Source organism: Campylobacter sp. CFSAN093233, from assembly GCF_011068165.1.
GTDB classification, from domain to species: Bacteria; Campylobacterota; Campylobacteria; order Campylobacterales; family Campylobacteraceae; genus Campylobacter_D; species Campylobacter_D jejuni.
Genome location: NZ_JAAMWY010000005.1, coordinates 180,586 through 202,493, shown reverse-complemented (window position 1 = coordinate 202,493; position 21,908 = coordinate 180,586). Strand labels below are relative to the sequence as shown.

Genomic DNA, 21,908 nt, shown 5'->3' with positions numbered 1-21,908 from the left:
TTTATAGTCAAAGCTTGTTTTCATACCAATTTTTAAGCTTTTCTAAGTCTTCTTTTTTATAAATACTTTCAAAGCATTTAAGGAGTATTTTATTTTTTGTTTTGATAACAAAACAAACTTCAACTTGATTTAAAAATTTCATTTTTTCTATTTTAACAATTTCTAAATCTTCTCGTTTTATAAAATACATATAAAAAAGATTAAATTTACTAACTATATAAATTCCATTTTCACAAACTATTGCTAAATTTATAACATATATCAACAATAATAACATACCTGTTATCACAGAAGAAACTGATACTTGCAAACTCCAAAGTGTTTTTAAATTTTCATTTTCTAATTCAAAGAAAAAAAGAAGTTGATAAAAACCTTCAAAATTATACCAAATTCCTATTAATCCACCCAAAAAAGCAGCAATACCTGTATATTTTATAATCCTACTATTTTTAGAATTTACATTTGCTTTAAGACTAAAAAGTTTTTTGTGTTTTAAAGAATTTTTCAAAGGAAATATGTAGCATATTAGACATATGGTTAGTAAATTAATGACAATCCACCCCAAAGGCGAAGGATTTACTATATAGTGAACAACAAGATTGTTATTAAAATGCAATTTACATCCTTTTTGCAGGTATTCCTATAAAAACACCTTTTTCATCTTGATTTTTAACTAAAGTTGCTCCACCACCTAAAATACTATCATCTGCTAAGCTTAAATTAGGCAAAACACAAGAATTAATCCCTAAAAAACAATTTTTACCAATTTTTACATTACCTGCGCATTTAGCCCCTACACTCACATGAGAAAATTCCCCTATCACACATTCATGTTCAATCACACTTGAAGTATTCAAAATCACGCCTTTTTCTATTTTGGCTTTAGCATTAATTACCACGTAAGGCATGATTAAAATTCCTGCATTTTCTTCTATACTTGCACTAGGACTTATAAGTGCGCTTTTATGGATAAGATTAACGATTTTAAAGCCATTTTCTAAAATTTTTTGATAAATCTTTTTTCGAATTTCATTGTTTCCTATGGCTATAAAAATATCATATTTTGGCAAGGTGCTTTCAAATTTCATTCCTTTAAGATCATCTAAAAAAACACATTCTTTATAACCCATATTTTTAGCCACATCTTCACAAACAAGCCCATGACCACTAGCACCATAAATATAAATTTTTTCAGTTCTTGCCATTAAATTTCCCCGTTGTAACATGTCCTTCTTTGCTTACCCCACTTCGTTTTAAAACCTTTAAGGCTGTTAAAAACATGATTTTTAAATCAAGTAAAAAAGAAATATTTTTCACATAATACACATCAAGTTCAAATTTTTTCTGCCAAGAAATAGCATTTCTACCATTTACCTGCGCCCATCCTGTTATACCTGGACGCACTTTATGACGCAATTTTTGCTCTTTATTGTAAAGAGGCAAATACTCAACCAAAAGAGGCCTAGGTCCCACAAAACTCATATCCCCTTTTAAAACATTAAAAAGTTGCAAAAGCTCATCCAAACTTAAGCTTCTAACGATTTTTCCAAAAGCTTTCAAACGCAATTCATCACTTAATAACTCACCCTTTTCATCTCTTTCATCGCTCATGGTTTTAAATTTATAAATTTTAAAAATTTTTTCATCTAACCCGGGACGATTTTGGGTAAAAATCACACTTCCTTGAGTGATTTTTAAAAGTAAAGCAGTGATTAAAATCACCGGAGAAAAAAGCACTAAAAGTACTAAAGCTAAAATAAAATCAAAAATTCTTTTAAAAACTTTTTCATACATTCTTAATTACCCTATCATAAAGTTTTAAATAACGCTGTGCGATATTATTTTCATCGTATTGTAAAGCATCTTGGGCGGCATTTTTAGCTAAATTTAATCTTAATTTTTCATCTTCTAATAAAAGTGAAATTTTTTCGCTTAAATCCTTAGCATTTTTTGTTTTTGCCCAAAGTCCATCATAAGCATTAGAAATAGCCTCTACACAACCTTCACAATCGCTCACCACTATAGCCTTACCACAAGCTTTTGCCTCCAAAACACTTACAGGAAAGCCTTCTTTATAGCTTGGCAAAACAAAAATATCACAATTTTGCAAAAGTTCTACGATATCACTTCTAGCACCCAAATAATGCACTGCGCCAGAGTTTAAAAACTCCAAACTCGCACAAGAAGGATTTTCATCTCTTCCACCAACTAAAACAAAATTTGCTTTGTCTTTTAGCATAGTAGCACTTTCATAAAATTCTTTTACACCTTTATGCCATAAAGCTCTTGCTATCATAAGTACAATGGGTTTTTTATCTATGTTTAAATTTTTCCAAAAAAGCTCTTTTTTTTCCGATTCTACATAAATAGGAAAAAATTTTTTTAAATTGATCCCTACAGATTTTATCACGCAAATTTTATTTTCTTTAAGTCCTAAATTCCGCATAAACTCAGCATTACTTTCATTGACAAAAATAAATTGGTGTGCAAATTTAAAACTTAATTTATAAAGACTATTAATAACAAAACGCACTAAATTTGCCTTAAAACCTTGATCTATATAAAAAGATCCCAAGCCTTCTACTAAGGCAAAACGATAAGGAATTTTTGCCCATTTTGCTGCTAAAATTCCAAAAGTATTGCTTTTGTGTGCCGCACTTTGAATAAAATCAAGATTTAAATTTTTCAAAACCTTAGCAAGATAAAAAAAATTCTTTAAAACCACAAAAGGATTTAAACTAGCTCTTGAAAACTCATAAACAATTACTTTTAAGCCAAGATCTCTAAGTTTTTGCGTGTATTCATCTTGCGGCACTATAACAAAAACTTCGTCTTTTCTATCTTTTAACGCTTTTATAATAGGCATTCTAAAATGATAAATACTCGCTCCTGCATGTGATAAAAATCCTATTCTCATTTTCAACCCTTAAATTTTAAGTTTAAAAACTTTAGCATCTCTAGAATTAATCACCAAGTCAAATAAATTCTTATCATAATTTCCCAAAAAAAACATTTGCACATAAGCACTATTAAACATGGTTTTATCCATTAAAATAAATTGTGCGTAAGGAATAGCACTATCCTTTAAATAAAAAATATAAAACTGAGCCTTATCATCAATTGGAGTGATTTTGTATTCACCTTGTTTAATAGAATTAATCTCTACGATACTATTTACAGAAACCACATTATCGCCTATTTTAAAACTTCTAAAATCATCGCTTAAAACCACTCCGTTGCTAAGATAAATTTCTCCATTTTTAACATCAAGTGGATAAGCTGTGCTAAAGGTAAAAGGTTTATCCAAAACTCCTGTATCTAAATTAATAAAAGAAAAACTAGCCACCGTAGAAAAAATCAAAGACATTCTAGCGGGCATATAAAGATAAATATCACGAGTTTTTGGTGTATCGATTTTAAAATCAGGTTTTGATAATGAAGCTAGAAATAAATCCACATTGCTTTGATTATAATCTTTCATCATGGCTTGTAAAATGTCTGATTTTAAAATATCATTTTGCGGAGCATAAAAGCTTTTTTCTGTATATTCTACACTAAGTCTTGCCATATTAGCTGCAGCTTGTTCATCTTTACTTAAAGAAAAAGAAGGGAAAAAATTATCCTTACCTAAATGCTTTCCACCATCTACTAAAGTTTTCACATCGCTATAATAACGCACAGGATAACCATAATCCCACCAAGTTACCACATAATCTTCTCTATTGGCTATATTTTTTAATTGATTTAATAATGATGCTTCATTTTGAGAAAAAACTGTTGGCGCTTTATAGTTGTAAATATGGATAAATACTGGAGCCAAAGTCAAAATAGTTGCAAAAACAATACAAACATTTGAAGTTAATTGGCTATATTTTTTAACCAATATAGCCTTAAACTCGCTCAATAAAAAACCAAATCCTAAAGCCATTACAGGTACAGAATAAATGGTAAATCTAAGTCCTCCTTTTAAGGCTAAAAACCCAAGCACCAATATAGGTAAAGCCATAATCATACTTTTATGTTTTCTCAAAAGCCATACAAAACCAAACAAAGAAAACAAGAAAACAATTTCACTACCACTAATTCTTCGCATAAATTCGCTAAAATCTACATTTTCAACTTCTTGTATGGTTTGATTAACATTAAAATACATAAAGCCCTGTGTTAAATTCGCACTTTCATCACTTCTAAAAATATAAAATTTAAGCTGATAAAGTATGGGATCAACCCCACCGCTTAAAATCAAAAATATCAAAGTTGCACTACCTAAAATTCCTATAATCATAAAATTTAAGCGTTTTTGCTCTAAAGCAAATAAAGCAAAAAGTATTACTATAATGACACTTTGATAAAACCATGCTATATTTGAAAGAGTAAGAGAAGACAAAATCACAGCTATATAAAAAATCTTTTCTTTTCTATGAAAAATAAGTGTATAAATTAAAAAAAGTCCAATTAAAGCTACATTTAAAGTATAACTTGAAGGATACCACCAAAGATAAATTCCTATAAATAATGGCAAGGCAATCAATGAAAAAAAGTCTTTTTTTAAAATCATTCTTACCATAAAAAATAAAATAAACATAGGTAAAACAATTACCAGCATATCCGTATCATAATACCCACTCATAGTGCGATTATAATAACTGTTTGCTACACTTGCTAAAAGAGCAGCTACAAAGCCCATTAAAGGGCGTTTGTATTCATTAGCTAGTAAAATAATAGGAATCACCACCAAAGAAGATAAAAAAGTACTCATATATAAAATGATACTTTCAAAAGAAAAAGGTGTGATTTTATAAAGCCAATAAGTAAGAGTAGATAAAGAAGATCCATAATAACTCAAATCATTAGGCTGATGAAAACCTGCTATCATATCTCTTGCGCCCTCAGCAAAAGCATAGCCATCGTTTGAAATGATCATTAATTGATTATTGAAAAAATACTCGTTAAACTCACTTGCCCACCAAACCCAATAAAACCTGCAAAATACACTAAAAACATAAGCTAATACAATCATCGCAAACAAAACTAAATAAGGGTTTTTTAAATACTCTTTTTTCAACATCTTTTATCCTAATAAATATTTCAAAGCATCGCGTGCAATTTTTACTTTATCAAAGGCTTTAGCCCTAGTTTTAGCTTTGTTTTTATACGCTTTTCTTAATTTATCGTCTTCAAGCATAGTTTTTAAACCCTGAAACATAGAGTTTTCATTATCTACTTCTACTAAAAGTCCAAATTCATCATCGCCAAAAAGCTCTCTTGCACCACTTTTATGATCAGTGCAAACCACCGCACAAGAACAAGCCAAACTTTCGATTAAAACATTTGAAAAACCTTCAAACACAGAAGCAAAAGCAAAAAATTCGCATTTAGCCATGTATTTATAAGGATTATTATCAAATCCTAAAAGCAAAACCTTTTCTTCCAAATTTAATTCTTTAATCAAAGCTAAAAGCTCATCCTTAAGCACACCTTCACCTAAAATCACAAGCTTTAAATCTGTTTTCAATCTCGCATAAGCACGAATTAATAAAGCATGATTTTTACCTTTATCAAGCCTGCCTACACTTAAAATAAATTTATCTTTTAAAGCTATGTCTTCAAGGGCTTTTTGCCCTATGTTTTCTAAATCGATGGCATTGTATAAAATTTCACATTTTTTTGGACTTATACTAAAATTTTGCACTAAATCTTCTAAATTTCCCTTAGAATTAGGCAAGATTAAATCAGCTTTTGGGTAAAGCAAAGAAATTAAAAATTTATTTACCAAAGAATTAAAATTATTTTTCATATACATCACACTTGGCGTAGTGCATTCATTGATCACAAGGCGAGTTTTGTTTCCAAACATTCTTGCCATTAAAGCTATATAATTAGGTCGATTTAAAAAAACAAATTCTGTATCAATACCTAAATTTCTGCAAAGTTTTTTGTATTTTAAAGCCAAAAAAGGTAGTTTTAAAAATTTCAAAATAGGATTTTCACTAGGTTTTGAACATTCTAAAAAATGAATTTGACACTCTGGAATTTCATAAGAAATTTTATCATTCATCAAGATCAAATGCACTTCAAATTTCAAACTTAAAATAGGCAATAAAGTCGCCACAACTCTTTCAGCACCACCACTTCCTAAAGAATAAATAAAAATGCCTAATTTTTGCATAAAGCCACCCGAATTTTTGATAATTTTTCAATCATATTATTTGGAATTATACTTAAAATGAGTAATATCAAAGCAGGAGCGTTGATTTTTATACTTAGGCTTTTAAACAAACATTTATAAAGGGCTTTATAATTTTTTGCAAGTTTTGCATAATAAGCTGCCATTTTATAATAACTCGCACAAGTTTTTTTATAATCTTTATCCTTACTCATTCTAAGTTCATTTTCTAAAATTTTAGCAAGCTCTAAATATCCCAAATACACCCTATAAGCATTTTTACTCGCCCCTAAAGTCACGCTATCTTGCCTAAAAATTCTATAAATCCTAAAAGCCTTATGGATATAAAAACTTTTTTCTTTGTATAAATTTACCCAAAGCGTGGCTTCATTGCCATAAAATTCTTCATTAAAACGCTTATTTTCAAGTAGGGATTTTTTAAAAACAGAAAAAAACTCTCCGCTAAATTTAGCCATTAAAAAATCTTTTTTAGAAATTTCACTATCTTTTTCCAAGCCCTTGCCGCTAAATTCCTTGCTTAAATTTCCTTCTTTTTCTATCAAACAATTTCCAAAAACATGAGCATAACCCTCATTTGCTTTTTGCATCAAGGTACTTAAAGCCCCGGATAAAAGCTCATCATCATCATCTAAAAAAGTTACAAACTCGCCACTTGCTTGATCTAAGCCATTGTTTTTATTGCCATTTGGACCTTGTTTGTAATTTTGATTTAAAAAATACTTAATGCGATCATCATCTTTTTGTAAATTTTGCACCACACTTTTAGTATCATCGCTAGAATTATCATCGCTTACAATAATTTCTAAATCTTTAAAATCTTGATTTTGTATGCTTTTAATAGCCTTTTCTAACAAAACTTGACGATTAAAAGTTGGTACTATAACAGAAAGTTTAGGCATTTTTAACCTCGGCTATAAGCTTAAGCCATTCTTCTTTGATATGAGAAATTTCAAAGTCTTTACACCTTTGTTTGGCATTATTTACAAGTTCTTTTCTAAAATTTTCATCATTTAAAACAAGTTCAAGTTTTTTAGCAAGTGCTATTTCATCATCACAATCTACCAAAAGCCCATCATGATTATCTTTGATTAAATCCTTAGCACCATTATAATAAGAACTTGAAATTCTACAAACCTCAAAATACAAACTTTCAATTAAAACCGTTGGCAAACCCTCTACAAAAGAACAAAGGCAAAGCACTTTTGCTTTTTCATAAAGAGCCTTGACATTTTCAACGCGTCCTAAAAAATCAACTTTTATTCCTAAAGATTTTACCTTGTATTCAAGTTCTTGTCTTAACTGTCCATCTCCTGCTATAACAAATTTATAATTTTCTTGTAAATTTTTATCCAAATGCGCTATAGCTTTTAAAAACATTACAGGGTTTTTGTTGTGATCTAAACGCCCTATAAAAAGAACCAAATTTTCCTTTTCAAAACTAGAATCAAAAGAAATTTCATCGCTAAAATGACAAGGGTTTAATAAAAGCTTAACCCTTTCTACAAATCTTTCATAATACACCTTATCACTGCTTCCAAGCACACTTAAAGCATCACAAAAAGGATAGCTTACCCTTCTTAAAAAACGCCAAATTTTAGGTTTTAAATACGCTTCATTACTATGCTCACTTATAATGAGTGGAGTTTTAAGCCCTATTTTCGCAGCAATACAAGCAATATTAGTCGTATCCAAAAAAGAAATAAAAACATCAGCCTTACTTTCTTTCAAAGCCTTTCTTAAAGCAAAAAATTTCTTAAAACGACTTGCGATTTTATGATAAAGCGTGTCAAATCTAAATTGTTCCAAACTTGTAACTTTAACTTCATTTTCAAGCTTATAAAAAGATTCTCCTGCATGAAATTTAATAATACTTACTTCATGCTCTTTGCAAAGTGCATTAGCTAAGGTTACTAAAGCACGCTCAGCACCTCCTGAATTTAAAGTTGCGATAATAAAGCTTATTTTCATCATTTCTCCTCTTTAAGCTTACCGTGTTCTAAACGATAAACCTTATCACATTGTGTTATCGTAGAAAGGCGATGTGCGATAATAATCATGGTTTTATCTTTAGAAATTTTATAAATTTCATCCATAATTTTTGCTTCACTTTGAGTATCAAGCGCAGAAGTTGCTTCATCAAGCACTAACATTTCAGGCTCTAAATATAAAGCTCTTGCTATAGCTATGCGTTGTTTTTGTCCCCCGCTTAAATTACTCCCCCCATCGCCCACTTTTGTTTGCACTCCTTGAGGTAAATTTTTTATAAAATGCTCTAAATTTGCTTGTTTGATAACCCTATTAAGTTTTTCTTCATCAACCGCATCTCCAAAAGTGATATTTTTAGCTATACTGTCATTAAAAAGATAGATATTTTGCGGGATATAGCCTATTTTTTGGCGATAATTTTTTGTATTATTTGCATTTAATTCTTGCTCATCAATTAAAATTTGCCCTTCTTTTGGTTTTAAAAGTCCTATGATAAGATCTACTAAGGTACTTTTTCCACAACCACTCTCCCCTATAAAAGCGATTTTTTCGCCTTTTTTAATATTTAAGTTAAGATTTTTAAATAAATATTTTTTTCCCTCATAACCAAAGCTAAGATTGCAAATTTTAAGCTCTTGATTAAAGCTTAATTTTTCCTCGCCCAAATTTTCTTCTTCTTGTCTTAAATTTTGATAAATAATATCCAAAGAAGAATGATAATAAAGCAAATCATGATAACTTGTAATAATACGATTTGCACTTGGCATTAAGCGATAAAGCGCTAAAACAAAAATAGAAATCGTGGATAAAATACCTGAAATATCACTTTCATTTTTCAACACCAAAAATACCACGATAAAAACAAGTACACAAAAACCTATTCCTTCAAGATAAATTCTAGGCACCGCAGCTACGCTTTCGTTGGTAATATTTGCTTTAGAAAAAGCTTCACTTTGCGCTTTAAAAAGACTTAATACTCCATCTTCTTTGGTTTTAAGCTTAATAAATTTGAAATTATTTAAATTTGTATTTAAAATTTCAAAGAAATTTTTCATCGCTTCTTCGCGTCTTGCTCCTGCTTTTTTAATGATAGGGCTTAAAATTTTCACTAAAATAAAGGCATTTAACACCATAAAAATACTTAAAAATAAAGTGATTTTATAATTAATCAAAAGCATTAAAGCATAAAGCAAAAGCACTACAAAAATTTCACTCATCAAAAGCAAAAATGATGAAATCATAGTGCTTAGATTATAAACTTCTCCTGTAATAGACTTTAAAATTTCAGATTGATTTTTTTGAGTAAATTTTTCATAATTAATATTTAAAAATTTAGAAAAAACCTTATAAGCGATCGCATGATAACGCCCTTTAGAAAATCTTGCCAAAAGATGAAAATAATACGCATTTAACAAAGCTCTAAACACATAAAAAACAATAAGCCCCACTCCAAAATAAACAATGATTTCAAAAACAGGGATATTAAGATATTCTTTTAGGCTGATTAAATATTTATTACGATCAAAATAAGAAAAATCACTAGCCAAAGTGATAAAAGGCATTACTAAAGAAATTGCAAAAGTTTCTATAAAAGAAACAAATATTGAAAAAACAAGCAAGAAAAATAAAAAATTTTTATCTTCCTTGCTTAAAATAAAAAAAAGTTTTTTTAACACTGTTTTTCCCAATCAAAAGCAGATTTGCAAATAAGCTCTAAATCATCATATTTAGGCTGCCAAGAAGTAAGATTTCTGATTTTACTTGCATCAGAAATCAACACACTAGGATCACCTGCACGGCGTGGGGCAAGTTCTACTTTAAAATCCACTCCACTAACTTTTTTCATCGCTTCAATCACTTCTTTTACGCTAAAACCATGCCCATAACCTACATTAAAAACATTACTTTCATTCTCTTGTAAATAATCCAAAGCCGCTAAATGCGCACTTGAAATATCATCTACATGGATAAAATCTCTTATGCAAGTACCATCTTTTGTATCATAATCATCGCCAAATATGAAAAGTTTATCACGTTTTCCTGCGGCACATTCAGCTGCAACTTTTATGAGTAATGTTGCTTTTGGATAGCGTTGTCCTAAAGTATAATCCATACAAGCACCTGCAACATTAAAATATCTTAAAATACAATGCTTAAATTCAGGATTTGCCATACTCGCATCACGCAAAACCTCTTCACTCATAAGCTTACTACGCCCATAAGGATTAATAGGTGCTAAAGGGCTTGTTTCGCTCACAACAGGAGTTTGTGGTTCGCCATAAGTGGCTGCCGTTGAAGAAAATATAAATTTATTTACTCCAGTTTGCAAACAAGTTTCGATGAGATTTGTCGTATTAACAGTGTTGTTTATATAATATTTTAAAGGATTTTGCATACTTTCAAAAACTTCAATGCTTGCTGCAAAATGCACAATAGCGTCAAATTTTTCTCTCTCAAACAATGCTTTTACGCCTTGAAAATCACTTAAATCTTGTTCGAAAAATTTAAAAGCTCTTATTTTTTGCAAATCTTCTATTGCGATTTTAGAACCCTTAGAAAGATTATCTAAAACACAAATTTCATGATCTGTTTTTAAAAATTGTCTTAAAGTATGAGAACCTATATAACCTGCACCACCGCTAATAAGAATTTTCATCATCATTCCTTTTTCTAAAAATGTCAAAAATAAATTTTAATATATTTTCTTAAATACTTAAGATCGAACTTTTGAAATTTCACTCTCACAAGCTTTTGCAAAAACTTCTGTATAAGAACGATCTGATTTTTTTGCACGCAAGAAATCTCTCATATAAGAAAGAAAATCAACATAATCTTCTTCATCAACATTAGCTTTAATAAGTTCATATTTTAAAAAAAGCATATAAGTGTTTAAAACATCGCCTTCGCAATATTCGTGGATTTTTTCAAGTTTATTTTCATAAAAAAGTTTCATTACCTCATCGCCATGCACATCATATTTTCCTGGCAAACCCACCATAGAACAAAGTGTATCAAGCTTTATTCCACGTCCATTAGATCCCAAGGATTCTAATAAATCACAATGTTTTAATTCTGAAAATCTTGTTTTATAATTATTCCATTTATCACTTTGAGTATCTAAATAAGTTGCTGCCTTTAAATTGTATTTTAAAGCCCTTAAAACAAGAACAGGCATATCGAAATTTTTACCATTAAAACTGACTAATTTTGGCTCATAATTTTCTATAAAATTAAAAAAATTAGCAATCATTTCTTTTTCATTTTGTCCATCAATTTTATTTACTTTGATAAATTTTCCAAAATTATCACTTAAAACCGCACAAATACTGATAATTTTATGATAAGGCAAAGGCAAAAACTCACTCCCACTTTGTTCTTTTTGCCACTGAAGTGCTTTTAAACTTACCTCTAAATCACTTCCTTCAAAACCCAAAGTTTTGCGGATAAGCTCAACATCTGGCACACTCTCACAATCAAAAACACAAATATAACCTTCATTTTTTGCCATTTTTAACCTTTTTTTAAATAATTTCGCTAAAATCATAGCAAAAATTTTAAAATATTAGGCTTTTAATGAAAATAGCAATTGTTCGTTTGTCAGCACTTGGTGATATTATACAAAGTGCCGTAGTTTTGCAATTTATCAAAAATTTTAAAAAAGGTATAGAAATTCATTGGTTTGTAGATGAAAAATTTGAAGGCATACTTAAAAACCATCCTTTAATAGACAAACTCTATGCCCTGCCCTTAAAAGACAAAAAAATTTTAAAAAGCCTAAAAATTCTTCTTAAAGCAAGAAAAAACAACTATAATGCAGTAATAGATCTACAAGGGCTCATAAAATCTGCTATTGTAAGTCGAATTTTAAGTAGAAATAATTTTGGTTTTGATAAAAATAGTCTTAAAGAAAGTTTTGCTCATAATTTCTACAACCAAAAACTTGAGTTAGATTACAATGAAAATGTATTTGTAAGATACTTAAGTCTTACCTCCTTTATGTTAAATACTGATTTTAATGTCAAAAATTTAGCCTTTAAACAAGATATTTTTAGCGTAGATGAAAATTTAAAACAACTCTTAAATAATAAACTCAAACTCGACAAAAACGAAAAAAACATACTCATACATGTGGGCTCAAGTGTAGAAAATAAAATCTATCCTAAAACCAAACTTGCTATACTTTGCAAACTTTTAATCAATGAATTTCAACAAACAAAAATTTGGCTCGCTTGGGGAAATGTAAAAGAATACGAATTTGCTAAAGAGGTTTTAAATCTTAGTGGTATTGATGAAACACATATAGAATTAGCGCCAAAATTTAATCTTGAAGAGCTAATGGCTTTTACAAAAATGATGGATCTTATCATAGGAAATGATAGCGGTCCAACACATTTAGCTTTTGCTTTAAATAAAGCATCTATTACGATTTTTGGTGCAACACCAAGCTACCGCAATGCTTTTCAAACTCATATCAATAAAATCATTGATACAGGTAAAAAAATTCAAAATGCCAAGCATATCGATAAAAGTGATTTTTGTATCACGCGTATAGAAGAAGAAGATATCTTCAATCTTGCCAAAGGCTTACTTAATGAAAAATAGCGATAGAATATATCTTAGTCTTTATTATATTTTGAAATTTTTTATTACTTTTATGCCTGAGTGTATCTTGCATTTTTTAGCTTTGATTGTAGCAAGAATCACTTTTTATCTTAACAAAAAACATCGCAAAATCATCGATACAAATTTGCAAATCTGCTTCCCTCAATACACTCAAAAAGAACGCGATAAATTGTCTTTGAAAATTTATGAAAATTTTGCTCAATTTGGAATTGATTGTTTGCAAAATCAAAACACCACCAAAGAAAAAATTCTCAATAAAGTAAATTTCATCAATGAAAATTTACTTATAGACGCTCTAGCTTTAAAGCGTCCTATTATCTTCACAACTGCACACTATGGAAACTGGGAAATTTTAAGCCTTGCTTATGCGGCTAAATATGGTGCGATTGCCATAGTAGGAAAAAAGTTAAAAAGTGAAGTTATGTATGAAATTTTAAGCCAAAGTCGCACCCAATTTGACATAGAACTTATCGACAAAAAAGGCGGTATAAGACAAATGCTAAGTGCTCTAAAAAAGGAGAGAGCTTTGGGAATTTTAACTGATCAAGACTGTGTAGAAAACGAAAGCGTAAGATTAAAATTTTTTAACAAAGAAGTGAATTATCAAATGGGAGCAAGCCTTATCGCACAAAGAAGCAATGCTTTGATCATCCCTGTTTATGCCTATAAAGAAGATGGTAAATTTTGCATAGAGTTTTTTAAAGCAAAAGATTCTCAAAATGCAAGTTTAGAAGAACTGACACTTTATCAAGCACAAAGTTGCGAAGAAATGATTAAAAAAAGACCTTGGGAATACTTTTTTTTTCATAGACGCTTTGCAAGTTATAATGAGGAAATTTACAAGGATGCAAAATGAATCTAAAACAAATAAGCGTTATTATCATCGTAAAAAATGCTGAGCAAACCTTGCTTGAGTGTTTAAATTCTTTAAAAGGTTTTGATGAAATTATTTTACTTAACAATGAAAGTAGCGATAATACCCTAAAAATAGCTAATGAATTTAAAAAAGATTTTGCTAATTTGCACATTTATCACAGTGCTTTTATAGGTTTTGGAGCTTTAAAAAATCTTGCTTTAAGTTATGCAAAAAATGATTGGATTTTAAGCATTGATGCTGATGAAGTGCTTGAAAATGAGTGTATTAAAGAGCTTAAAAATTTAGAACTTCAAGAAGATAATATCATCACACTTAGTCGTAAAAATCTCTATAAAGGCGAATGGATAAAGGCATGTGGTTGGTGGCCTGATTATGTTTTAAGAATTTTTAATAAAAATTTCACTCGTTTTAATGATAATTTAGTACATGAAAGTCTTATTCTACCAAGTAATGCTAAAAAAATTCATCTTAAAAATGGATTAAGGCATTATGCTTTTAGAGATATTTCCCACCTAATTGACAAAATGCAGTACTACTCAAGCCTTTGGGCAAAACAAAATATACACAAAAAAAGTGGTGTTTTAAAAGCAAATTTAAGAGCTTTTTGGACTTTTTTTAGAAATTATTTTTTAAAAAATGGCTTTTTATATGGTTATAAGGGTTTTATAATTAGCGTTTGCAATGCCTTAGGGACTTTTTTTAAATACATGAAATTATATGAACTTCAAAAGCAAAAGCCAAAAACTTGCGCTTTAATAATAACAACTTATAATCAAAAAGAACGCCTTAAATTAGTGCTTGATAGTGTTAAAAATCTAGCCTTTTTACCCAATGAAGTTTTAATCGCAGATGATGGTAGCAAAGAAGATACAGCAAGGCTTATTGAAGAATATCAAAAAGATTTTCCTTGCCCTTTAAAACACATTTGGCAAGAAGATGAGGGTTTTCGTGCTGCAAAAAGTAGAAATAATGCTATTAAAGCTTCTAAAAGTGAATATATAATTTTAATTGATGGTGATATGATTTTAGAAAAAGACTTTGTAAAAAATCATTTAGAATTTGCGAAACGCAAAGTAATTTTACAAGGTTCAAGAGTAATTTTAAATAAAAATGAAAGCGAAGAAATCTTAAAAAACAATAATTATAGTTTAGCTTTTAATAAAAAAGATTTTAAAAGTTCTAAAAATTCTTTTTTAGCTAAAATTATCTATAAATTTTCAAAAATAGAGCAAAAATTTTTTGATACCAAGGAAATAGTAAGGGGCAGTAAAACCTGTAATATGAGTTTTTTTAAAACTGATTTTGATGAACTTGATGGTTTTAATGAAAATTTTATTGGTTGGGGTAGAGAAGATAGCGAATTTGTTGCTAGATTTTTATTTAATAAAGGTATTTTTAGACGCTTAAAATTTAAAGCTATTGCTTATCATATTTATCACGAAGAAAATAGCAAAAAAATGCTTGAAAGCAATCATAAAATTTATTTAGATACTATTAAAAATAAAAATATTTCTTGGTTAGGATAAAAAATGAGAGTACAACTAAAAGAACTTGTTAAAGGGTATATTTATTTTGGTTTACTGTTTAGAATTAAAACAAATTATAAAATAATGAAAATTTTAAAACCAAATAACAAATCTTACAAAATACAGCTTAATAATAAACAGTATGCAAAATCATTAGCCATTCACTTTAGTGCTGGATTGGGTGATTATTTAATGTTTCGTCCGTTTTTAAAAGAAATTAGAACCTATTATAAAAATTATCGCATTAGTATTATTGGAGAGCAAAGTTTTAAAGACTTATGTTTAGAGTATGACAAAGATAGCATTGATGAATTTATTTATTTCAAACAAAATATGGGTTTTAATGCCTATGTCATGCCAAATATCAATTATGATATTTTAATTTCAGCTTTTCATAAACTACATGAAAACACGGAAAACAATGTAAATTGTATCCAAGCTAAAGAAAAAATTGGTCTTATTTATGGTTGCTCTGAACTAAGTCTTAATGACAGGGAACGCATTGCAAATACAGTATTTACAAAGGCTATTTATTTAAAAAAACAAGAAGATTTTCAAGCCTTACATTACAAAGAATTTTTTGAAATCTTATTTAATAAAACCATAGATTTTAAAATTAATTTAGAATTAAATATGCAATATTATAAAAATATTAATTTTAATTTCGATACAAAATATGCTATTATTTTTGCAGGCTCAAAAGACAAAGCAAGAATTTGGGATGCAAAAAATTATGAAAAAGTTTGTGAATTTTTATATAAAAAATATGGCATTATTTCTTTTATAGCAGGAAGCAAAAATGAAGAAAAAATTGCTAGAAAAATTATTAATTCAAAACAATACATTATATCAATTTGTGGAAAATATAACATAAAAGATATTGTTTATATCACCAGCAAAGCTAAACTAGTAATATCAAATGACAGCGGCGGTTATCATCTAGCTTGCAATGTTAGCAAAAATATTATTTGTATTTCTAGTGGTGCTTGTTTTGCCGAAAATGTAAATTATCCCAAAGAAGTATTTTTAACACAAAAAAACATATCTACACCTATCGCACAAAAAGCTTTAGAAAATAAATATTCAGAATATTGGAGATTTGATAAAAAGCTATTAAATACAATAGAAGCTAATGAGATTTGTAAGTTAATAGATTTAAAATATTCAAAGGAGTTGCAATGAAAAAAATCATACTCACTATACAAGATATAAGCTTAGGTGGTGGTGGAGAAAGAGTTGTGGTTAATCTTGCAAACGCCTTTTCTGATTTAGGTTACAAAACACAAATCTTAAGTATTAGCTTTCAAAACAAAAAAATTTCATATAAACTCAATGAAAATGTGGAGCTTATAATTTTAGATACAAATAATCAACTAAGCTTATTAGTTAGAATATCTAAAAAAATTCCAAAGAATATTTTTCATATCTTTAAAATATTTTTCAAAATTTACACCAATTATAAATTAAATAGAGTAAAAAAAGAATTATTTTCATTTAAGTGGAGTAAAAATGACATAATTATAGATAATGTTTTGCAAAATAATTACTTTTTACCCGCAATTAAAAAAAACAAAGATTTAAATATATTTAAATTAATCCATTTAGATTATGATAATTTTTATAGACACTGTAAATATATGAAAGATTTAAAATACTATAAGTCATTAATATTATTATCCAATAAACAAAAACATTTATGGGAAAAATCAAACAATAATATTTACAATATAGCTAATTTTATCCCCTTTACACCATTAAAAACAAGCAATTTATCGCAAAAAGTCGTACTTAGTGCGGGAAGAATGGATAAGGGCGATCAAAAGGGTTTTTTAAGACTCATTGATATATGGGAAATAATACAAAAAGATGAAAATTTTAAAGAATGGAAGCTTCATATCGTAGGAGATGGGCTTTTAAAAGAAGAAATTCTTCATAAAATACAAGCTAAAAAATTAGAACATTCCATTATTTTACTGCCTTTTAATCAAAATATAGAAGAAGAATACTTAAAAGCAAGTATTTATGTAATGACTAGTCATTTTGAAGGTTTTGGAATGGTTTTAGCTGAAAGTGCAAGCTATACCATTCCAAGCATTGCTTTTGATATCAATACTGGTCCAAGCGATATCATAGATAATAAAAAAAGTGGGTTTTTAATAGAAGATGGAAATTTACAAGAATTTGCAAATAAGCTTAAGATATTAATGCGAGATGAAAGTTTAAGAGAAAAATTTGGCAAAAACGCCAAAGAAAAAGTACAAAAAGAATTCAGCCAAGAAATAATTATGCAAAAATGGGAAAAACTTATAAATTCTTAAAATTTTGATTTGTGGGCGTATTTCTCATACATTTTAATCATTTTATATGATTTTAAAATAATATTAATTACGCCTTTTTGATGCTTTCTAGCATACAAAACCATTTCTCCAAGCATACAATAAAGCCCATATTTTTCATCATTTAAATCTTTTGCGAACTCCATTAACTCTTTATCCTTATCTGTTTTAAGAAGTTTTTTTATACTAAATATTTGATATTTTTTACAAAAATAATATAAGGTATAACCAAGTCCTGCATAAAGTAAATAATCTTTTATTTCTTTTTTTTGTTTTGATAATTCTTCTTTAAAAACAGGTGTTGCCTCTGCTATATCCCACCAATAATCATTAATATTTTTTCCATAAAAATCTTTATAAGAATGTAAAAATCTCCACGGCTTTTCACCATAGTGCAATATTTTTGGATTTTTCATACTTTGAATAAATTCTTTTCTTGTATAATTTAATCTATTTTTCTTTTCATCTTTGCATACAGTATATAAAAGTGTGATAATATTAAAGTTATAAGCAAAATCAAGTTTTAAAATTTTATCCTTGGAAATAGTTGCATTTAATAAATCCTGATCAGCTGCTTTAATATAAACGCAATTTTTAGCTAATTCTTCACACTTTTGCTCAATAAAAGCTTTTTTATATTCTTTAAGATTAATTAACAAAAATCCTGAGTTAAAATAATTTTCATCAAATTTTAAAACTCTTTTTTTACCATCTTCCATAAATTTAATTTTTGCTTTCTTGCTTCCTGGATCACCTACTACTGCTATAATATTATCTTTTAAATCTATGTAAAAAAGCTCTCTAATATCACACATACAAAGCATATCAGAATCCAAATACAAACACTTATCAATGCTATCATCAAACAAAGAAATAAATTTCAATCTATAATAAGGAAGTTTTAAACTATGTGCAGCACCTGAACTTGGAAAATTTTTAAATTCATCATCTTTCATAATGTGAATTGATATTTTACAAGGATAAATCTTACTTAGCTCATTTTGTAATTTATCTAATTTTTCTTTTATGCTATCACTTAAAAAATCGCTTAATATATGAAAATGATAAATATTATTTAAAAAATCGTTATTAGCATTAGTATTTTTAATAATGCTAGTAATTAATACTACAGTATATTTTATATAATTTTCATCAGCACTAAATATAATATTATACATTTATTTTATTCCATAATATTTGCATTTTTCTTCTTAATTTATATTTTTTTCTTTCAATTATATTTAATTTTTCGGCTAAAAACTTAATATAATTCACCCAAGAAAAATCTTCATTTTTCAACAAAGCCAATTCTTCTTTAAAACATAATACTTCAAATGCTTCTTTCCACCACATTGAAAAAATATCTTTTGAATATATAATCGGTTGATAATTTGAATTTAAAAAATAATATCTTGCCCAAGGTTTTTCCGAATAATGCAAAATAAAAGGCTCGTTTAAAGCCTCAATAAATTGCTTTTTACTATACATCATACCTACTTCTTTAAAATAATCTAATTTAGAAAAACTAGAAATTTCATCTTTATAAATAATTTTAAGATAATTTGTAGCATAACACACTGTAAAAAAATTAAAAGACAAAGGTAGTTTGATGTAATTTTCTTTAATTACTATATTTAAAGCATCTTGATCTGGTAATATACACTTATAATATTTTAAAATATATAAACATTTTCTTTCTATATTTTGTCTACGCCATTCTTTCAAGTTGATAAGCAATAATCCAGAGTTGAAATATTCTCTAGAAAATTTTAAAAAACCTTTAAATAAATATTTTAATTTTCTAAATTTTAAAAATCTAATATTCCAAGTAGCAAAATCAGTAACCGCAGCTAAAACCTTGTCTTCTAAATCAACAAAAAATAATTTTCTTATATCAGATAAGCAAAACATATCCACATCCATATAAAGACATTTTTCTACATATGATGGCAATATAGAACCTATCATTAATCTATAATAAGCTACAAAATTACCCTTCCAATGTAAAAAATTTCTAAAATTATCATTATTAATAATGTAAATTTTTATATCACAAGGATATAACCTTGCCAAACTTTTTTTTAAATCTTCTAACCTATTTCTTGTTTCATCTGAAAGAAAATCACTTAAGATATGAAAAACATACCCTTCTTCATTTTTACTATAAGCAGTTTTAATATTAGGATATGCATCAAAAATATGATTTTCTTTGCAAATTTCAGCAAATGTTTTAGCCGTATCAGTGTGTTTTACAATGCTAGAAATCAAAACAGAAGCATATTTTGCATAATCATCATTAAGATTTAAAACAATATGAAACATAAAAATCAACCTCTAAACAACTTCACACATAAGCGCTGTTTCTGTGCTAATATCTCCATCCACTGGTTTAAATATTTTAATTTTATATCCCAAATCCCAAGATTCTACCAAAGGTTTAATTTGAAAAAAGTCAGAATAATTATGATAAATACTAATAAGCATAGCAGGTTTTTGTGTTTTAATTGTATTAATTGCACCTTTTAAAAATTCCTGTTCAAAACCTTCTATGTCCACCTTGATAAAGCCAACTTCTATATTATGTTTTTCTACAAAATCATCTAAAGTTATTATTTCACATTGTTCAATATTATCACCATTAACACTTGATGAAATTAAACTAGATCCGCCACCGTTTACTGTAATATTTAAAATTTCATTCTTACTTCCTAATCCTTTATTAATTGGAACAATTCTTGAAGAATTGTTTAATTTTAAAGTTTTTAACATTAAATCATAATTACTTTTGGTTGCCTCAAAACTATAAATATTTTTTAAAGTAACCTCTTTTTCAAAAAAAATAGCACTATCACCAACAAAACCACCGACATCTATAATGTCTTTATTTTTAATATTATTTAAAGTTAACTCTTCAAATAAATATAAGCCATGTTTATTTAAAAAAACACTAATTTCAAATTGCCTTATAGGTAAAAAATATCCTTTATAGCAAAAAATTGGTTCTTTATTATCTTGTAATCTAAAAATTTCTGAAAAAAAATTATTTTGAATATTCTTTAATTCATTTTTTTCATTATCATCAGCTAAAACAAAACGTTTTGGATTTTGATAAGCTAACAACATTCTTGATATTATTTTATAAAAAAGCATTCTACTTTCTTGGTTTAAATTTTTATCAAATTCTTTAATTTTCAAAAACAATTCCTTATCTAAAGTCATCATTTTTGCAATTTCAAAAGACATAGGAGAATCCAATCTAATACAACAACTATTAATTTTTTTAAGCTCTTTAAAAAAATTATTCTTTACAAAACTAAAAGTATGCCATTTAATACCAAAAAAATTATATATACGCTTTTTTAATTCTAAACCAGCACCTAAAATAAATGTTGTTTTAATTCTTAAAAAACAAAGTTTTTTAAAGATAAAAATTTCTTTATAATGTTCAAAATGATTTTTAATATATTTATACGTTTTATACATTGTAAACTCCACAATAAAAAATATTTAAAATTATAATCAAAAAAAATAAATTTTTATATATGCTATAAATCTAATCTATTTTTCACTCCAGCTTCCTCTCTCTTTAAAACTTCAAATAATTTCTGATGAAATTCATCAAGTAAAAACTCTTTGGATAGTCTTTTTATGATTTCATTACTTTTCTTTTTATCTTTATAATTTTGATTTAAAATTTCTTTATTTTTATTCTCATATCTTCCATTTGGATTAAATTCATAATGATAAATACAAGTTTTAAAAACAGCTATTTTCTCGCAAAACATAAAATAAATATAACAAAAAAGCACATCTTCGCCGTAACTCAAACGCTCATCTATTTTAATTTTTTCAAAACTTTTTAAGATGATATCTTTTTTAAAGCACTTCGCCCAAACCGACCAGCAAAAATGCCTTTGTTTGCTTAAGAATTCTAAAAATTCCTTTTGATTAAAAACTTCATCTTGTTTAAAACGATAAAATTGTTTGGTTTTTACTCTATGCACAAAGGCATCAAAACAAAGTAAATCAAAACCTTTTTTCATCTCTTTAAACGCTATTTCACAAGCATCAAGCGTCAAAAAATCATCACTATCTAAAAACATTATAAAATCAGAACTAGAATGTAAAACTCCCAAATTTCTGCTTGCAAAAGTGCCTAAATTTTCCTCATTTTGAAAGATTTTTATCCTTGGATCTTTTTTAGCAAATTCTAAAACTATATTTAAACTATTATCTTTACTTTTATCATCAATAATCAAAATTTCAATATCTTTTAAAGTCTGATTTATACAACTTTGCAAAGCCCTTGAAATAAAATCACAAGAATTAAAAAGCGGGATTATGATCGAAAGTTGTGGCATATTTTTCCTAAA

At 27.6% G+C, this 21,908-nt stretch carries 20 protein-coding genes; 5 read left to right on the top strand and 15 right to left on the bottom strand.

The genetic code is table 11. The annotated features are described in order from the left end of the window. Positions 1–7 precede the first annotated feature (7 nt). The 11 genes from FBF15_RS03875 to FBF15_RS03825 are packed head-to-tail and all read right to left on the bottom strand — an operon-like array spanning position 8 to position 11,681. Complete coding sequence (locus FBF15_RS03875; protein ID WP_237973765.1) at positions 8–634, bottom strand: hypothetical protein; 627 nt, start codon at positions 632–634, stop codon at positions 8–10. After that, on the bottom strand, positions 618–1,205 hold the full coding sequence (gene pglD / locus FBF15_RS03870; protein ID WP_038817082.1) for a UDP-N-acetylbacillosamine N-acetyltransferase: 588 nt from the start codon (positions 1,203–1,205) through the stop codon (positions 618–620). The genes FBF15_RS03875 and pglD overlap by 17 nt, the downstream gene beginning before the upstream one ends. Next, the gene (pglC, locus tag FBF15_RS03865) at positions 1,192–1,794 is read right to left on the bottom strand and encodes an undecaprenyl phosphate N,N'-diacetylbacillosamine 1-phosphate transferase (protein ID WP_038817081.1); all 603 of its coding nucleotides are present in this window, start codon (positions 1,792–1,794) and stop codon (positions 1,192–1,194) included. The genes pglD and pglC overlap by 14 nt, the downstream gene beginning before the upstream one ends. After that, a complete protein-coding gene (pglA, locus tag FBF15_RS03860; RefSeq protein WP_032586283.1) occupies positions 1,787–2,917 on the bottom strand; it encodes a N,N'-diacetylbacillosaminyl-diphospho-undecaprenol alpha-1,3-N-acetylgalactosaminyltransferase in 1,131 nt (376 codons plus the stop codon). The genes pglC and pglA overlap by 8 nt, the downstream gene beginning before the upstream one ends. A 9-nt stretch (positions 2,918–2,926) precedes the next feature. Beyond that, complete coding sequence (pglB, locus tag FBF15_RS03855; RefSeq protein WP_038817080.1) at positions 2,927–5,068, bottom strand: undecaprenyl-diphosphooligosaccharide--protein glycotransferase; 2,142 nt, start codon at positions 5,066–5,068, stop codon at positions 2,927–2,929. A gap of 3 nt (positions 5,069–5,071) precedes the next feature. Then, positions 5,072–6,169, bottom strand: a complete 1,098-nt coding sequence (gene pglJ / locus FBF15_RS03850; RefSeq protein ID WP_002852870.1) for an N-acetylgalactosamine-N,N'-diacetylbacillosaminyl-diphospho-undecaprenol 4-alpha-N-acetylgalactosaminyltransferase — start codon at positions 6,167–6,169, stop codon at positions 5,072–5,074. Further along, the gene (pglI, locus tag FBF15_RS03845; protein ID WP_002852770.1) at positions 6,157–7,086 is read right to left on the bottom strand and encodes a GalNAc(5)-diNAcBac-PP-undecaprenol beta-1,3-glucosyltransferase; all 930 of its coding nucleotides are present in this window, start codon (positions 7,084–7,086) and stop codon (positions 6,157–6,159) included. The genes pglJ and pglI overlap by 13 nt, the downstream gene beginning before the upstream one ends. Then, positions 7,079–8,158, bottom strand: coding sequence for a GalNAc-alpha-(1->4)-GalNAc-alpha-(1->3)-diNAcBac-PP-undecaprenol alpha-1,4-N-acetyl-D-galactosaminyltransferase (gene pglH / locus FBF15_RS03840; RefSeq protein ID WP_072233186.1), 1,080 nt, complete (start codon positions 8,156–8,158; stop codon positions 7,079–7,081). The genes pglI and pglH overlap by 8 nt, the downstream gene beginning before the upstream one ends. Further along, on the bottom strand, positions 8,155–9,849 hold the full coding sequence (gene pglK, locus FBF15_RS03835) for an ABC-type lipopolysaccharide transporter PglK (protein WP_165434572.1): 1,695 nt from the start codon (positions 9,847–9,849) through the stop codon (positions 8,155–8,157). The genes pglH and pglK overlap by 4 nt, the downstream gene beginning before the upstream one ends. Beyond that, complete coding sequence (gene galE / locus FBF15_RS03830) at positions 9,843–10,829, bottom strand: UDP-glucose 4-epimerase GalE (RefSeq protein ID WP_052775086.1); 987 nt, start codon at positions 10,827–10,829, stop codon at positions 9,843–9,845. Before galE ends, pglK begins: the two co-directional genes overlap by 7 nt. A 57-nt stretch (positions 10,830–10,886) precedes the next feature. After that, on the bottom strand, positions 10,887–11,681 hold the full coding sequence (locus tag FBF15_RS03825; protein WP_165434571.1) for a 3'-5' exonuclease: 795 nt from the start codon (positions 11,679–11,681) through the stop codon (positions 10,887–10,889). A 65-nt stretch (positions 11,682–11,746) separates the two neighbouring features. Between FBF15_RS03825 and waaC the strand changes: the two genes are divergently transcribed. The 5 genes from waaC to FBF15_RS03800 are packed head-to-tail and all read left to right on the top strand — an operon-like array spanning position 11,747 to position 17,517. Next, entirely contained in the window at positions 11,747–12,775 is a 1,029-nt protein-coding gene (waaC, locus tag FBF15_RS03820) for a lipopolysaccharide heptosyltransferase I (RefSeq protein WP_165434570.1), read from the top strand. After that, positions 12,765–13,652: a lipid A biosynthesis lauroyl acyltransferase HtrB gene (gene htrB / locus FBF15_RS03815; protein ID WP_165434569.1), complete on the top strand. Its 888-nt coding sequence runs from the start codon at positions 12,765–12,767 to the stop codon at positions 13,650–13,652. The genes waaC and htrB overlap by 11 nt, the downstream gene beginning before the upstream one ends. After that, positions 13,649–15,199, top strand: a complete 1,551-nt coding sequence (locus FBF15_RS03810) for a glycosyltransferase (protein ID WP_165434568.1) — start codon at positions 13,649–13,651, stop codon at positions 15,197–15,199. Before htrB ends, FBF15_RS03810 begins: the two co-directional genes overlap by 4 nt. Before the next feature lie 3 nt (positions 15,200–15,202). Continuing rightward, the gene (locus FBF15_RS03805) at positions 15,203–16,381 is read left to right on the top strand and encodes a glycosyltransferase family 9 protein (RefSeq protein ID WP_052817115.1); all 1,179 of its coding nucleotides are present in this window, start codon (positions 15,203–15,205) and stop codon (positions 16,379–16,381) included. After that, on the top strand, positions 16,378–17,517 hold the full coding sequence (locus FBF15_RS03800) for a glycosyltransferase family 4 protein (RefSeq protein WP_165434567.1): 1,140 nt from the start codon (positions 16,378–16,380) through the stop codon (positions 17,515–17,517). Before FBF15_RS03805 ends, FBF15_RS03800 begins: the two co-directional genes overlap by 4 nt. On the opposite strand, the gene FBF15_RS03795 is transcribed toward FBF15_RS03800, so the two are convergent. The 4 genes from FBF15_RS03795 to FBF15_RS03780 form a co-directional block, all read right to left on the bottom strand. After that, on the bottom strand, positions 17,514–18,713 hold the full coding sequence (locus tag FBF15_RS03795) for a glycosyltransferase family 8 protein (protein WP_052817118.1): 1,200 nt from the start codon (positions 18,711–18,713) through the stop codon (positions 17,514–17,516). The two genes, FBF15_RS03800 and FBF15_RS03795, sit on opposite strands and share 4 nt — an antisense overlap. Continuing rightward, a complete protein-coding gene (locus tag FBF15_RS03790) occupies positions 18,706–19,857 on the bottom strand; it encodes a glycosyltransferase family 8 protein (RefSeq protein ID WP_032591573.1) in 1,152 nt (383 codons plus the stop codon). The genes FBF15_RS03795 and FBF15_RS03790 overlap by 8 nt, the downstream gene beginning before the upstream one ends. A 12-nt stretch (positions 19,858–19,869) precedes the next feature. Then, on the bottom strand, positions 19,870–20,685 hold the full coding sequence (locus FBF15_RS03785; RefSeq protein WP_240694097.1) for an FkbM family methyltransferase: 816 nt from the start codon (positions 20,683–20,685) through the stop codon (positions 19,870–19,872). 395 nt (positions 20,686–21,080) lie between these two features. After that, a complete protein-coding gene (locus tag FBF15_RS03780) occupies positions 21,081–21,896 on the bottom strand; it encodes a glycosyltransferase family 2 protein (protein WP_165434566.1) in 816 nt (271 codons plus the stop codon). Between the last annotated feature and the right edge of the window lie 12 nt (positions 21,897–21,908).

What these genes read in the sequence shown, in the direction of transcription:
- FBF15_RS03800 (WP_165434567.1), top strand. Translation starts at nt 16,378, where the DNA reads ATGAAAAAAATCATACTCACTATACAAGATATAAGCTTAGGTGGTGGT.
- pglD (WP_038817082.1), bottom strand. Translation starts at nt 1,205, where the DNA reads ATGGCAAGAACTGAAAAAATTTATATTTATGGTGCTAGTGGTCATGGG.
- pglB (WP_038817080.1), bottom strand. Translation starts at nt 5,068, where the DNA reads ATGTTGAAAAAAGAGTATTTAAAAAACCCTTATTTAGTTTTGTTTGCG.
- pglC (WP_038817081.1), bottom strand. Translation starts at nt 1,794, where the DNA reads ATGTATGAAAAAGTTTTTAAAAGAATTTTTGATTTTATTTTAGCTTTA.
- FBF15_RS03790 (WP_032591573.1), bottom strand. Translation starts at nt 19,857, where the DNA reads ATGTTTCATATTGTTTTAAATCTTAATGATGATTATGCAAAATATGCT.
- FBF15_RS03780 (WP_165434566.1), bottom strand. Translation starts at nt 21,896, where the DNA reads ATGCCACAACTTTCGATCATAATCCCGCTTTTTAATTCTTGTGATTTT.
- htrB (WP_165434569.1), top strand. Translation starts at nt 12,765, where the DNA reads ATGAAAAATAGCGATAGAATATATCTTAGTCTTTATTATATTTTGAAA.
- pglA (WP_032586283.1), bottom strand. Translation starts at nt 2,917, where the DNA reads ATGAGAATAGGATTTTTATCACATGCAGGAGCGAGTATTTATCATTTT.
- FBF15_RS03810 (WP_165434568.1), top strand. Translation starts at nt 13,649, where the DNA reads ATGAATCTAAAACAAATAAGCGTTATTATCATCGTAAAAAATGCTGAG.
- pglI (WP_002852770.1), bottom strand. Translation starts at nt 7,086, where the DNA reads ATGCCTAAACTTTCTGTTATAGTACCAACTTTTAATCGTCAAGTTTTG.
- FBF15_RS03785 (WP_240694097.1), bottom strand. Translation starts at nt 20,685, where the DNA reads ATGCTTTTTTATAAAATAATATCAAGAATGTTGTTAGCTTATCAAAAT.
- FBF15_RS03795 (WP_052817118.1), bottom strand. Translation starts at nt 18,713, where the DNA reads ATGTATAATATTATATTTAGTGCTGATGAAAATTATATAAAATATACT.
- FBF15_RS03825 (WP_165434571.1), bottom strand. Translation starts at nt 11,681, where the DNA reads ATGGCAAAAAATGAAGGTTATATTTGTGTTTTTGATTGTGAGAGTGTG.
- pglJ (WP_002852870.1), bottom strand. Translation starts at nt 6,169, where the DNA reads ATGCAAAAATTAGGCATTTTTATTTATTCTTTAGGAAGTGGTGGTGCT.
- galE (WP_052775086.1), bottom strand. Translation starts at nt 10,829, where the DNA reads ATGAAAATTCTTATTAGCGGTGGTGCAGGTTATATAGGTTCTCATACT.
- pglH (WP_072233186.1), bottom strand. Translation starts at nt 8,158, where the DNA reads ATGATGAAAATAAGCTTTATTATCGCAACTTTAAATTCAGGAGGTGCT.
- FBF15_RS03805 (WP_052817115.1), top strand. Translation starts at nt 15,203, where the DNA reads ATGAGAGTACAACTAAAAGAACTTGTTAAAGGGTATATTTATTTTGGT.
- waaC (WP_165434570.1), top strand. Translation starts at nt 11,747, where the DNA reads ATGAAAATAGCAATTGTTCGTTTGTCAGCACTTGGTGATATTATACAA.